Origin of the sequence: Arenibacter troitsensis, from assembly GCF_900177645.1 — a bacterium.
Lineage (GTDB): Bacteria > Bacteroidota > Bacteroidia > Flavobacteriales > Flavobacteriaceae > Arenibacter > Arenibacter troitsensis.
Genome location: NZ_FXAO01000001.1, coordinates 206,514 through 219,804 on the forward strand (window position 1 = coordinate 206,514; position 13,291 = coordinate 219,804).

9 protein-coding genes are annotated in these 13,291 nt (G+C 41.7%); 8 read left to right on the forward strand and 1 reads right to left on the reverse strand.

Going from position 1 to position 13,291, the window contains the following annotated elements:
* Nucleotides 1–32: 32 nt before the first annotated feature.
* Nucleotides 33–2,831, forward strand: a complete 2,799-nt coding sequence (gene infB, locus B9Y87_RS00825) for a translation initiation factor IF-2 (RefSeq protein WP_085495266.1) — start codon at nucleotides 33–35, stop codon at nucleotides 2,829–2,831.
* Between the two features lie 49 nt (nucleotides 2,832–2,880).
* Here the strand turns inward: infB and B9Y87_RS00830 are convergent, their stop codons facing one another.
* On the reverse strand, nucleotides 2,881–3,252 hold the full coding sequence (locus B9Y87_RS00830; protein WP_085495267.1) for an SPOR domain-containing protein: 372 nt from the start codon (nucleotides 3,250–3,252) through the stop codon (nucleotides 2,881–2,883).
* A 228-nt stretch (nucleotides 3,253–3,480) separates the two neighbouring features.
* Here B9Y87_RS00830 and B9Y87_RS00835 point away from each other — a divergent pair, with 228 nt between their 5' ends.
* From B9Y87_RS00835 to B9Y87_RS00865, 7 genes are read left to right on the forward strand one after another with little or no spacing between them, the layout of a single operon-like run.
* Entirely contained in the window at nucleotides 3,481–4,809 is a 1,329-nt protein-coding gene (locus B9Y87_RS00835; protein WP_085495269.1) for a c-type cytochrome, read from the forward strand.
* A gap of 35 nt (nucleotides 4,810–4,844) precedes the next feature.
* Complete coding sequence (locus tag B9Y87_RS00840) at nucleotides 4,845–7,964, forward strand: TAT-variant-translocated molybdopterin oxidoreductase (protein ID WP_085495270.1); 3,120 nt, start codon at nucleotides 4,845–4,847, stop codon at nucleotides 7,962–7,964.
* A gap of 33 nt (nucleotides 7,965–7,997) precedes the next feature.
* Nucleotides 7,998–9,746 carry an NrfD/PsrC family molybdoenzyme membrane anchor subunit gene (nrfD, locus tag B9Y87_RS00845; protein ID WP_083260612.1) on the forward strand — a complete coding sequence of 583 codons (1,749 nt, stop codon included), beginning with the start codon at nucleotides 7,998–8,000 and terminating at the stop codon, nucleotides 9,744–9,746.
* Nucleotides 9,747–9,748: 2 nt separating this feature from the next.
* Entirely contained in the window at nucleotides 9,749–10,270 is a 522-nt protein-coding gene (locus B9Y87_RS00850; protein WP_085495272.1) for a DUF3341 domain-containing protein, read from the forward strand.
* 11 nt (nucleotides 10,271–10,281) lie between these two features.
* Nucleotides 10,282–10,842 carry a c-type cytochrome gene (locus tag B9Y87_RS00855; protein ID WP_085495274.1) on the forward strand — a complete coding sequence of 187 codons (561 nt, stop codon included), beginning with the start codon at nucleotides 10,282–10,284 and terminating at the stop codon, nucleotides 10,840–10,842.
* Between the two features lie 18 nt (nucleotides 10,843–10,860).
* Nucleotides 10,861–12,174 (forward strand): quinol:cytochrome C oxidoreductase, encoded by a 1,314-nt coding sequence (locus B9Y87_RS00860; protein ID WP_085495276.1) that lies wholly within the window; start codon nucleotides 10,861–10,863, stop codon nucleotides 12,172–12,174.
* A gap of 34 nt (nucleotides 12,175–12,208) precedes the next feature.
* On the forward strand, nucleotides 12,209–13,267 hold the full coding sequence (locus B9Y87_RS00865) for a cytochrome c oxidase subunit II (RefSeq protein ID WP_085495278.1): 1,059 nt from the start codon (nucleotides 12,209–12,211) through the stop codon (nucleotides 13,265–13,267).
* Nucleotides 13,268–13,291 lie beyond the last annotated feature (24 nt).

A 13,291-nucleotide genomic window follows, 5' to 3' on the forward strand; every position in this document is an offset into this window, starting at 1 on the left:
GCAGAAAATTACAAGAATAGGAATTTTTTTTTATGGCGGATAATGCAACGATAAGGCTTAATAAAGTCCTAAGAGAACTTAATATTTCATTGGACCGTGCGGTAGACTATCTCGGGTCCAAAGGGCACGATATAGATGCACGGCCTACCACTAAAATATCCAATGAGGTATATCAAGTTCTATTGGATGAGTTCCAAACGGACATGAGCAAGAAAGTTGCGTCCAAAGAGGTGGGTGAGGAAAAGAGGAAGGAAAAGGAAGCTATACGGTTACAGCTAGAGCAAGAGCAGGAAGAGAAGAAGCTGGCAAGGGAAAAGAGGGCGGAGAAAGATAATATTATCAAAGGCCGAGTGGAACTTGCAGGTCCAAAAACCGTAGGAAAGATAGATTTGGATGCTGGAAAAAAACCAGCTCCTGCCGAACCCGCTAAATCGGAAGAAGTGGTTCCTGAAAAAGCTCCGGAACCAGTAAAGGAAAAAACGCCAGAAGTAGTGGCCAAGGAAGAACCTAAAGTGGAAGTTCCGGAAAAAGTGGAAGCTACTGAGGTCAAGAAGGAAGAGGTAGCTCCAAAACAAGAAGCTGCTAAACCTGAAGAAGTTAAGGCGGTGAAGGAAGAGAAGAAGGATGAGGCTCCTGCAGAACAGGAGACATCTGCGGAAAATGAGGTTATCGCCACCAAATATCAAAAACTAAGCGGGCCAAAAATTATGGGGGACAAAATAGACCTCACAAAATTTGAAAAGCCCAAAAAGAAAAAAGAAGCCCCTAAGGCTGGGGATACTGCCGATAGGAAAAAAAGAAGGAAGCGTATAGTTACCAAACCTGGTACGGAATCTACGGGCAGGCCGCCAGCTGCAAAAGGAAGAGGTCCTGTTGTAAGGAGGGCCCCTGGCCAGCGTTTTGTGTCCAATGCCAAGGTAGAGCCTACCGAGGAAGATGTACAAAAGCAGGTAAGGGAAACCTTGGAGAAACTTCAAGGAAAATCCAAAAAAGGAAAAGGCGCCAAGTATAGACGGGATAAGCGGGATCAGCACCGTCAACAGACAGAGAAAGATCTTGAGCAGCAAGAACTGGAAAGTAAAATTTTAAAGGTTACGGAATTCGTGACCGCCAGTGAGGTGGCTACGATGATGGATGTGCCTACGACCAAGATTATATCTGCCTGTATGTCCCTTGGAATCATGGTAACCATGAACCAACGTCTGGATGCGGAGACTTTGTCCATTGTGGCCGATGAATTTGGTTATGAGGTAGAATTTGTAACCGCCGACTTAGAAGAAAGTATTGTGGAGGAAGAGGATTCCCCAGAAGATTTGAAACCAAGAGCTCCCATTGTTACGGTAATGGGGCATGTAGATCACGGTAAAACTTCCTTGCTGGATTATATTAGAAAGGAAAATGTTATTGCAGGGGAGAGTGGAGGAATTACCCAGCACATTGGAGCTTATGGGGTAACCTTGGAAAATGGTCAAATGATATCCTTCTTGGATACTCCTGGTCACGAGGCGTTTACAGCAATGCGTGCGCGTGGGGCCCAGGTTACGGATATAGCAATTATTGTGGTAGCGGCGGATGATGATATTATGCCGCAGACCAAGGAGGCCATAAGCCATGCGCAAGCGGCCGGAGTTCCTATAATTTTTGCGATCAACAAAATTGATAAGCCTACTGCCAATCCTGAAAAGATTAAGGATGGTCTGGCACAGATGAACCTATTGGTGGAAGATTGGGGTGGAAAAATTCAGTCCCATGATATTTCGGCCAAAACAGGGCTCGGGGTTAAGGAATTGTTGGAAAAAGTACTATTGGAAGCTGAACTTCTGGAACTGAAGGCAAATCCCAATAAGTTGGCTTCGGGTACCGTGGTGGAAGCCTTTTTGGATAAGGGAAGAGGTTATGTTTCCACAATTCTTGTACAGGCCGGTACTCTTAAGATAGGTGATTACGTCTTGGCAGGAACTTGTAGTGGTAAGGTAAAGGCTATGCACGACGAGCGTGGCAATAGTGTTAAGGAAGTAGGGCCGTCAAGACCTATATCCATATTGGGATTGGATGGAGCTCCACAGGCCGGTGACAAATTTAACGTTCTTGAAGATGAACGTGAAGCTAGGCAAATTGCTACCAAGCGATCTCAATTATTGCGAGAGCAATCGGTGAGGACACAGAGGCATATTACTTTGGATGAAATTGGAAGACGTATAGCGTTGGGCGACTTTAAAGAACTGAACATAATCCTTAAAGGGGATGTGGATGGTTCCGTTGAGGCATTGACGGATTCGTTCCAGAAATTGTCTACAGATGAAATACAGGTCAATATTATCCATAAGGCCGTAGGTCCTATTACAGAATCTGACGTATTGTTGGCCTCTGCTTCGGATGCGGTTATCATTGGGTTTAATGTGAGGCCAATGGGTAATGCCAGACAGGTGGCGGAAAAAGAAGAAATAGATATTAGAATGTATTCTATTATTTATGATGCCATCAATGATCTTAAGGATGCTATGGAAGGTATGTTGTCTCCTGAGATGAAGGAAGAGATTACGGGAACTGCCGAAATACGTGAAACCTTTAAGATATCCAAAGTGGGTACCATTGCAGGTTGTATGGTGACCAGTGGTAAGATCTTTAGAAACTCAAGCATTAGGTTGATCAGGGACGGTGTGGTTATCTACACTGGAGAGCTGTCTTCGTTGAAGAGGTTTAAGGATGATGTTAAAGAGGTTTCCAAAGGTTATGACTGTGGATTGCAGATCAAAAATTATAATGATATCCAGGAATTGGATATTGTGGAAGCATTCCAGGAAGTGGCTGTTAAGAAGAAATTGAAATAGCCCTATATTCCAGTTTAAATAATAAGCTATAAATAAAAGAAAAAGCGACCTAATTGGTCGCTTTTTCTGGTTTTAAGAGCATGGCGCTGGGGTATTTTTGCCTTACTTCTATGAGTTTTCGCTCCCCTTCCAATTGGGTCTTAAATCGGCCTATCCTAACCCTGTAGCTGGGGGATTCAAAATCTATTTTAGTTGGCCAATCGGGGAAATCCCTGTCTACGTTTGCCTTCAAGGTTTCGGCTTCCTGAAAAGAGCCAAATCCAACCTGAATTCTGTAATGACTGCTGTTTTCGTTTACAGATTTGTAGATTCCAAGTAGGTTTGCTATTTTTTCGTCTTGCTGAATGTTAATGCTGCCCTGTTGTCCATGGCAATAAAAAACGGAACATGCTAAAATAAGGGTGAAAGAAATGGTTTTCATAGGGTATTTTTATTGTGAAATTTAGACACTACAAATGTAAATTATTCAGAATCAATCAAAAGATTTTATTTTTATTTAGAATTGGTATAAATTATAAATTATCAATACCTTAACATTTCCCAAATAAAGTCTAATGCGTATTTTTGCCATCAATTTGAGCATGGTCAATCTATTTATTATTGTAATGTATAAATATCATGCCAAACTTTCGATAGAAATATTTTTAATATGAAAAAGGTTCCATACCGCAATCTAATTTCTAAAGTTTTAGGTGTCAGTCTGGTAGTAGTATTACTGCTTTCAAATTCCCTTCTTGCTCAAGAATCTGCTGTGGCCTCATCGGGTGAAGGTGATGCTGCTAAGGGTAAACAGTTGTTTAATCAGAATTGTGCCGCTTGTCACGCTTTGAATAAGAAGATGACCGGTCCGGCATTGGCTGGGGTCACAGAAAAGTATGACAAGGAGTGGCTTTATCAGTGGATAAAGAACAGTCCTGCAATGATCAAATCGGGGGATGCCGATGCCTTAAAAATTTACAATGAATACAATCAGGCGGCAATGACGCCTTTTCCTTTGTTGTCCAATCAAGATATTGATGATATCCTGGCTTATACAGATGCTCCTCCTGTAGCGGCTGCAGCTCCCGTTGCTGTGGTTGAAGGTGTGCAGGCCGGAGGTGATTCTTCTGGTATCTCCAATGAAATAATATTGGGTGCGCTGGCCTTGGTATTTGCCTTGTTGGTGATGATGTTGGTTTTGGTGAACAAAACCTTAAGACGTATAGCAGAAGCCAACGGTGTGGTTTTGGAAAAGGAATTGGCGGAGAAGAGGTTGCCCATTTGGAAGGCATTTGCCCAAAATCAGTTTTTGGTTCTTGTGTTTTCTATTTTTCTTTTATTGAGCGCCGCTTATTTTGCATATGGTTGGATGATGCAGGTGGGTGTCGATCAAGGGTATGCTCCCATTCAGCCCATTCATTATTCCCATAAAATTCACGCTGGCGATAATGCCATAGAATGTAAATATTGCCACTCTTCGGCCAGGGTTTCCAAAACTTCCGGTATACCTTCCTTAAATGTGTGTATGAACTGTCATAAGTCCATTTATGAATATAAAGGCAATCCAGAAGGTCCTAGTCAGGAAGATTTGGCAAATGGATATACCAATGAATTCTATACTGGTGAGATCAAGAAATTGTACAAGGCAGTGGGATGGGATGAAGAAAATCAAAAATATACTGGAGAATCCAAGCCGGTAGAATGGGTGAGAATCCATAATCTTCCAGATTTTGCTTACTTCAATCACTCCCAACACGTTTCCGTTGCCGGAATAGAGTGTCAGACTTGTCACGGTCCGGTAGAGGAAATGGAAATTATGTATCAGTATTCTCCGTTGACCATGGGGTGGTGTGTAAACTGTCACCGGGAAACAAATGTTAAGGTGGAGGGTAATGAGTATTATGAAAAGATTCATGCTGAACTTTCCCAGAAATATGGGGTAGATAAACTTACAGCCGCTCAGATGGGTGGATTGGAATGTGGTAAGTGTCACTATTAATCAAACTAACTAGAAGATAATTTCAGATATATAATATGTCATCAAACAAAAAATACTGGAAAAGCGAGGCGGAATTAAACCCCAACGATTCCATTGTTGAGACGCTAAGACAAAATGAATTTGTTCAAGAGATTCCTGTAGATGATTTCTTGGGTGATAAGGAAACATTGGCGGCATCTTCGACCAACAGAAGGGATTTTCTTAAGTACGTCGGATTTAGTACGGCTGCGGCTTCATTGGCAGCCTGTGAGGGTCCGGTGACCAAATCTATTCCTTATGTGGTGAAACCGGACAATATTATTCCGGGGGTGGCCAATTTTTATGCCACGACCATTGCGAATGGTTTTGATTTTGCCAGTATTTTGGTAAAAACCCGCGAGGGTAGGCCTATTAAGATTGAAAATAATACCGACGCGAAAATTGGCGGTAGTGCCAATGCGCGTGTCCAGGCTTCGGTGCTGTCATTGTATGATAGTACGCGTTTGCAGGGACCTACCTTTAATGGAGAGCCTATTGCTTGGAGCGATTTGGATGCGGCGGTAAAGTCTAAACTAGGGTCTTTAAAAAATTCAACTAAAAAAATCGCGATATTATCGCAAACATACGCTAGTCCTTCTACTTCTAGATTGATTGCCGAATTCAAGGAAGTATATGGAAATGTGGATCATGTTACTTATGATGCCATATCTGAGGATGCTGCGCTTTCTGCCTTTGAAGCCAAATATGGTGAAAGGGCGTTGGCAGATTATAATTTTGAGAATGCCGAGGTCATTGTTTCCTTTGGTGCCGATTTCTTAGGGGATTGGCAAGGTGGAGGATATGATAGCGGATATTCCAAGGGCAGGGTTCCTAAAAATGGAAAAATGTCCAAGCATGTGCAGTTCGAGGCCAATATGTCCTTGACCGGTGCCAATGCTGATAAAAGGGTTCCTTTAACCCCATCAGAGCAGAAAGTGGCCTTGGCCTATTTCTATGGAAAGCTTAATGGTACTGCCGGTGGAGGCAATCTTCCGGAAAGTGCAAAAGCTGCGTTGGATGCAGTGGCTGCCCAGGTACTCAAAAATAAGTCGAATGCGGTTGTTGTTACCGGATTGGAAGATGTTAATGCCCAAGCGGTGGTTTTGGCCATTAATGAAATGTTGGGAAGTAAGGCGTTTGATGCTGCAGCCCCCAAATATGTAAGACAGGGTAATGTTAAGGCGGTTAATGCCTTGTTGTCTGATATAAAAGCTGGCAAAGTTGGAGCTTTGATTATGGATGGGGTGAACCCGGCTTACTCATTGCCCAATGCTGCGGATTTTGCGGAAGGAATCAAGAATGTTGATTTAACCGTTGCCTTCTCCACCAATAGAAATGAGACTACGGAATTGGTGCAATACGTTGGAGCTTCAAACCATTATTTGGAATCTTGGGGCGATGCCCAATTGAAGAAAGGGCATTATAGCCTTATGCAACCTACCATAAAGGAATTGTTCGATACTAGGCAGGTCCAGACGGCTATGTTGCAATGGTTGGATAGTGATAAAACGTATTACGATTATATAAAAGAAACTTGGAGCGCTGGAATATTGGCGGGTAGTGACTGGAGTCATGCGTTACACGATGGTGTTTTTGTTGCTGCTCCGGTAGCGGATGAGGTTGTTGCTGCGGCTGTTGCTCCAGTTGCAACGGAAGAGGTGGAAGTAGTTACAGAGGTTCCTTTAGCTTCAGCTTTAAGAAGTTTATCAGCTGCTACGGCAGAGGGTATGGAGCTTACCTTGTATTCCAAAGTTGGGATGGGTGACGGACAGCAGGCAAGTAACCCTTGGTTGCAAGAATTCCCCGATCCTATTACCAGAGTTTCTTGGGATAACTATGTAACCGTTTCCAAAGCTGACGCGGAGAAATTGGCCTTGGTCAATGAAAATGTGGCAGATGGTGGTTTAAACGGTAGTTACGTAAAACTTACGGTGGATGGTGTTGCTGTTGATGGTGTTCCTGTAATAATACAGCCGGGTCAGGCTCCTGGTTCTTTGGGACTTTCTTTTGGATACGGGAAAACTGTAGGAATGAAAAGTGAAATGCAGACAGGTGTGAATGCCTATGCATTGTATAAGGATTTCTCCAATATTCAATCGGTTAGTATTGAAAAGTCTGCTGGTATGCATGAGTTTGCTTGTGTTCAGTTGCATAAGACTTTAATGGGTAGGGGAGATATTATAAAGGAAACTACCTTAGAGATATTTAATACCAAAGACGCCAAGGAATGGAATGTTGTTCCTGTAGTGTCATTGGATCATCAGGAAGTACCTGCTACTACGGTAGACTTGTGGGATAGTTTTGATAGATCTATAGGGCATCATTTTAACCTGTCCATAGACTTGAATGCCTGTACGGGTTGTGGGGCTTGTGTTATAGCATGTCATGCAGAAAATAATGTACCTGTAGTAGGTAAGGCCGAAGTTAGAAAATCTAGGGATATGCACTGGTTGCGTATCGATAGGTATTATTCTTCGGAAGATACTTTTGCGCAGGATGATACCAAGAAAGAAGAATTTGATGGCCTGTTCGGGGACAAGGGATCCTTGGGTGGATTTGGTGAAATGGAAGATCCATCAGCCAACCCTCAGGTGGCGTTCCAACCTGTAATGTGTCAGCATTGTAACCATGCGCCATGCGAAACGGTTTGTCCTGTTGCGGCAACTTCACACGGGCGTCAAGGTCAAAACCATATGGCTTATAACAGATGTGTTGGAACTAGATATTGTGCCAACAACTGTCCATATAAGGTAAGAAGATTCAACTGGTTCTTGTATAATGAAAACGATGAGTTTGATTATCACATGAACAATGATCTTGGTAAAATGGTGATTAATCCAGATGTTACCGTTAGGTCTAGAGGTGTTATGGAAAAATGTTCCATGTGTATCCAAAAGACCCAGAAGACAATTTTGGATGCCAAACGGGATGGCCGTGTTGTTAAGGATGGAGAGTTTCAAACTGCCTGCTCCGCAGCATGTAGTAATGGTGCTATGAAGTTTGGGGATGTAAATGATGCCGAGAGTGAAATTGTAAAATTAAAGGAAAGTAACCGCATGTATCACTTGTTGGAGCATATTGGGACCAAACCAAATGTCTTTTATCACGTGAAAGTGAGGAATACTAACGAAGCTTAATCAAATTAAAGGAACGTAACTATATATTAAATTATGGCGTCGCATTACGAAGCACCTATACGAAAACCCTTAGTTCTTGGAGATAAAGGATACCACGATGTAACCGTGGACATTGCAGCTCCGGTTGAAGGGAAGGCCAATAAGCATTGGTGGATTGTATTTTCCATTGCATTAGCGGCATTCCTATGGGGTGTTGGCTGTATAATTTACACGGTATCTACAGGTATCGGAACATGGGGATTAAATAAAACAGTAGGCTGGGCCTGGGATATTACCAACTTCGTTTGGTGGGTAGGTATTGGTCATGCTGGAACTTTGATCTCGGCGGTACTATTGCTGTTTAGGCAGAAATGGAGAATGGCTATTAACCGTTCTGCGGAGGCGATGACCATTTTCTCGGTGGTTCAGGCGGGATTGTTCCCTATTATCCACATGGGCCGTCCTTGGTTGGCATATTGGGTATTGCCTATCCCCAACCAATTTGGATCACTATGGGTGAACTTTAATTCACCATTGTTATGGGACGTATTTGCTATTTCAACCTACCTTTCGGTATCCTTGGTATTCTGGTGGACAGGATTGCTACCTGATTTTGCGATGATACGTGATAGGGCGGTGAGGCCTTTCCAAAAGAAGATATACAGCTTAATAAGTTTTGGATGGACAGGTCGCGCCAAGGATTGGCAGCGTTTTGAGGAAGTTTCCTTAGTATTGGCAGGTTTGGCCACACCTTTGGTACTTTCTGTACATACCATTGTATCTTTTGACTTTGCCACATCGGTAATACCGGGATGGCATACCACTATCTTTCCTCCGTACTTCGTTGCAGGAGCTATCTTCTCTGGTTTTGCCATGGTGAACACCTTGTTGATCATCATGAGGAAAGTATGTCATTTAGAGGCTTATATTACCGTACAGCATATAGAATTGATGAACATAGTAATTATGTTGACCGGTTCCATTGTTGGCTGTGCTTATATCACGGAGTTGTTTATGGCTTGGTACTCCGGTGTGGAGTACGAACAATACGCATTCTTGAACAGGGCTACCGGTCCTTACTGGTGGGCTTATTGGGCAATGATGACCTGTAACGTGTTCTCTCCACAATTTATGTGGTTCAAAAAACTAAGAACCAGTATTATGTTCTCTTTCTTTATCTCTATAGTGGTGAACATAGGAATGTGGTTTGAGCGTTTTGTTATTATCGTAACTTCATTGCACAGGGATTACCTTCCGTCTTCATGGACCATGTTCTCCCCAACATTTGTGGATATAGGAATATTCATCGGAACTATAGGATTCTTTTTTGTACTATTCTTGTTGTACGCCAGGACATTCCCGGTTATTGCACAGGCAGAGGTGAAGTCTATATTGAAATCCTCAGGTGAGAAGTATAAGAAATTGAGGGATGCAGGTAAGCCTTTATACGAGATATCCAAAGGTAAAACAGTTGTAAAGGAAAAGGAGCCTATCACTGATGATGTGTTGATGGGGGAAGTTGTTCCGAAGGTTGGTGATAAAGTAGGTGTTTCCGAACTTTTGGGTACTATTGGTACATTTGATCCTACCAAGGAGACCGCGGATGACCTTAAGAAGATTAAGGGTATTGGTCCTCAAATGGAAGCAACCTTGAATCAAATTGGAATATACACATTCGCACAAGTTGGGCGTATGACAGATAAAGAGTATGATTTGTTGGATTCCATTACGGAATCATTCCCTGGAAGGGCGCAAAGAGACGATTGGGCAGGACAAGCAAAGATTTTAAATAATAAGAAATAATTATGGCGTCGAAAGTTATACATGCTTTTTATAATGATGACGATGTGCTAATGCATGCTGTTAAAAAGGTAAAAGCGGCAAAGCATCATATTGAAGAAGTTTATTGTCCTTTTCCTGTACATGGTTTGGACAAGGCAATGGGACTTGCCCCAACTAGGATAGCAATAACGTCCTTTATGTATGGTTGTGTTGGTCTTACAGTGGCAATTGTTATGATGAATTTTATTATGATACAGGATTGGCCACAGGATATAGGTGGTAAACCTAGTTTTAGCTACTTGGAGAACATGCCGGCTTTTGTGCCTATCATGTTTGAGTTAACGGTCTTTTTCGCGGCGCATTTAATGGTAATTACTTTTTACCTTAGAAGTAGGTTGTGGCCGTTTAAAGAAGCTGAAAATCCTGATGTAAGAACAACGGATGATCATTTTTTAATGGAAATCGAAATTCACGGCAACGAGCAGGAATTGAGGGATTTGTTGATGGATACGGGAGCAGTCGAAATTAATATTACAGAAAAGTAGTCATAGATATTATGAACAGTTTTAGGAAAATAGGAATCTTGTTTGGTTTGGTAGTATTAGTTGCTTCTTGTGCGGACACAAATAGCAGAAACTATCAATACATGCCCAATATGTATGAGTCCGTAGGTTATGAAACCTACCAGAAAGTGGATTTTCTTCCAGATGGTATGGAAGCCGGACTTCCGGCCGAAAATACCATACCAAGGGGGTGGATACCTTATGGAATTGAAAATACCATGGAAGGAAAGGAATTGGCAAGACTTAATCCAAGTCCGTTGGATTCCCTAAACCAGGAGGCCAACCTTGCAGTAGGTAAGGAACTATATACTATTTATTGTGCAATTTGTCATGGTGACAAAGGAGACGGACAAGGTAATTTGGTAAAAAGGGAAAAGATATTGGGTGTTCCCAGCTATGCTGATGTAGCAAGGAACATAACCGTTGGAACTTCATATCATGCCATCTACTACGGATTGAATTCTATGGGATCCTATGCAGGACAATTGGATACAGAAGAGCGTTGGAAGGTTGCTGAATACGTAATGAAATTGAAACAAGATTTAACAAAATAAGACCTAGATATTAGCAATATGTACACTTTTTCAAATAGATTAAAAATTGCTTCCTTCATTTTAATGGCTGTAGGCGTTTTGGGAATTGGTATCGGTTTTATGGCTGCGCCAAGCACTGTAGAAGAGGCAAAGGCAATTGTTGCCGGGCACGGAGACGGTCATGGGGATGCCCATGCGGTTACGGAAGGTCATGGTGACGAAATGGGACATGGTGAGGCGCATGATGCGTCGCATGATGAACATTTGTTGCACCAATTGCAGAACAAACCATGGGCGGCATTATATGTAGCAGCTTTTTTCTTTTTCATGATAGCTTTGGGAGTATTGGCTTTTTACGCTATTCAGCGTGCAGCGCAAGCTGGTTGGTCACCATTGCTTTTCAGGGTAATGGAGGGCATTACAGCTTATTTGGTGCCAGGTGGTATCATTGTATTTGTAATATTGGCCTTGTCTGTAGCCCATATGAATCATTTGTTCGTATGGATGGATCCGGAAGTGGTTGCACATGACAAATTATTGCAGGGTAAAGCTGGTTTTCTTAATGGAACATTCTTTTTGATAAGAGCGGCGGTCTTCTTGGGAGGTTGGATTCTTTACAGGGAGTATTCGCGCAAGTTGTCCTTGGCTCAGGATGAATCCAGTGATGACTCCAATTTTAAACTGAACTTTAGAATTTCTGCGGCATTTTTGGTATTCTACTTAATATCTGAGTCCATGATGTCTTGGGATTGGATCATGAGCGTGGACCCACATTGGTTTAGTACCTTGTTCGGATGGTATATCTTTGCCAGTATGTTCGTATCCGGAATTACCGTAATTGCAATGGTAACAATTTATCTTAAATCTAGGGGATACTTGCCAGATGTTAACGATAGCCATATTCACGATTTAGCTAAATTTATGTTCGGTATCAGTATTTTCTGGACGTATTTATGGTTCTCTCAATTTATGTTGATTTGGTATTCCAATATTCCTGAAGAGGTAACCTATTATGTTACTAGGATAGCGGATTTTAACTTACCATTTTTTGGAATGGTGGCCATGAACTTTTTGTTCCCGGTACTTTTGCTTATGAACAGCGATTTTAAAAGGGTTAACTGGTTTGTTATCATGACCGGGATAGTAATTTTAGCCGGACATTATTTGGATATTTTTAATGCCATAATGCCAGCTACCGTTGGGGATCAGTGGTTTATTGGTATCCCAGAAATTGGTTCTATTTTGTTCTTTGCAGGATTGTTTATCTTTTTTGTATTCAGGGCGTTGACCAAGGCTCCATTGCAACCTAAGCGCAATCCGTTTATAGAAGAGAGTAAGCATTTTCATTATTAGTATTTAGTATATAAGTATAATTTCAAATCATACGATGACTCCATTATTGACCATAGTTGTTTTAGTATTAGTGGCAATTGCAATCTGGCAAATGACCAAGATATTCGAATTGTCACAAATTAGAGCTAGCAATTCCCAAGTAGCAAGTGAAACGGATAATAAATACAATGGGTATTTGATGTTCGCTTTTTTGATTTTCCTTTATGGAATCACCATTTTCAGCTTCTGGAAATATTCTAAAGTGCTTTTGCCCGAAGCTGCTTCCGAGCATGGCGGTGGGTATGATTCTTTGATGGCGTTGTCTTTTGTTATTATTTTTATCGTACAAACTTTGACGCAGTTTTTATTACACTACTTCGCATACAAGTACAGGGGAGATAGGGAAAGGAAGGCTTTGTTCTACGCCGATAACGACCGTTTGGAATTTATATGGACCATTATTCCTGTTATAGTTTTGGCAGGCTTAATTTTGTGGGGATTATATGCCTGGACCAATATTATGGATATCAATGATGAGGACGATCCTTTGACTATAGAGCTCTATGCCCAACAGTTTAACTGGACAGCAAGATATGCGGGTAATGATAATGTTTTGGGTGATGCCAATGTTAGAATGATCGATATTGACAATGCCAATATCCTTGGGTTGGACAACGCTGATCCAAACGCTGCCGATGATATTATTGTTAAGGAATTGCATTTGCCAGTAGGGCGCAAGGTTAATTTTAAAATGCGTTCCCAAGATGTGTTGCATTCTGCTTATATGCCTCATTTTAGGGCTCAGATGAACTGTGTACCTGGTATGATAACGCAATTCTCTTTTACCCCTACCATTACCACTGCGGAAATGAGACAAAACCCAGATGTTGTGGATAAGGTAAAACGCATAAATGGTATCAGGGCTGAAAAGGCTGCTCAAGGATTGGATAATTCGGATCCTTGGGAATTTGATTACATCCTATTGTGTAACAAGATTTGTGGGAAATCGCATTATAATATGCAAATGAAAATTATTGTTGAAACTGAGGAGGAATATAATGCTTGGATAGCAAGCCAGCAGACTTTTGGTAAGTCTATGGCTTCTGCACAATAATTTTAGTCTTTAATAATAACTTTA

Coding starts and splice junctions, on each gene's coding strand:
- B9Y87_RS00865 (WP_085495278.1), top strand. CDS start 12,209: ATGACTCCATTATTGACCATAGTTGTTTTAGTATTAGTGGCAATTGCA.
- B9Y87_RS00830 (WP_085495267.1), bottom strand. CDS start 3,252: ATGAAAACCATTTCTTTCACCCTTATTTTAGCATGTTCCGTTTTTTAT.
- B9Y87_RS00840 (WP_085495270.1), top strand. CDS start 4,845: ATGTCATCAAACAAAAAATACTGGAAAAGCGAGGCGGAATTAAACCCC.
- B9Y87_RS00855 (WP_085495274.1), top strand. CDS start 10,282: ATGAACAGTTTTAGGAAAATAGGAATCTTGTTTGGTTTGGTAGTATTA.
- B9Y87_RS00850 (WP_085495272.1), top strand. CDS start 9,749: ATGGCGTCGAAAGTTATACATGCTTTTTATAATGATGACGATGTGCTA.
- B9Y87_RS00835 (WP_085495269.1), top strand. CDS start 3,481: ATGAAAAAGGTTCCATACCGCAATCTAATTTCTAAAGTTTTAGGTGTC.
- B9Y87_RS00860 (WP_085495276.1), top strand. CDS start 10,861: ATGTACACTTTTTCAAATAGATTAAAAATTGCTTCCTTCATTTTAATG.
- infB (WP_085495266.1), top strand. CDS start 33: ATGGCGGATAATGCAACGATAAGGCTTAATAAAGTCCTAAGAGAACTT.
- nrfD (WP_083260612.1), top strand. CDS start 7,998: ATGGCGTCGCATTACGAAGCACCTATACGAAAACCCTTAGTTCTTGGA.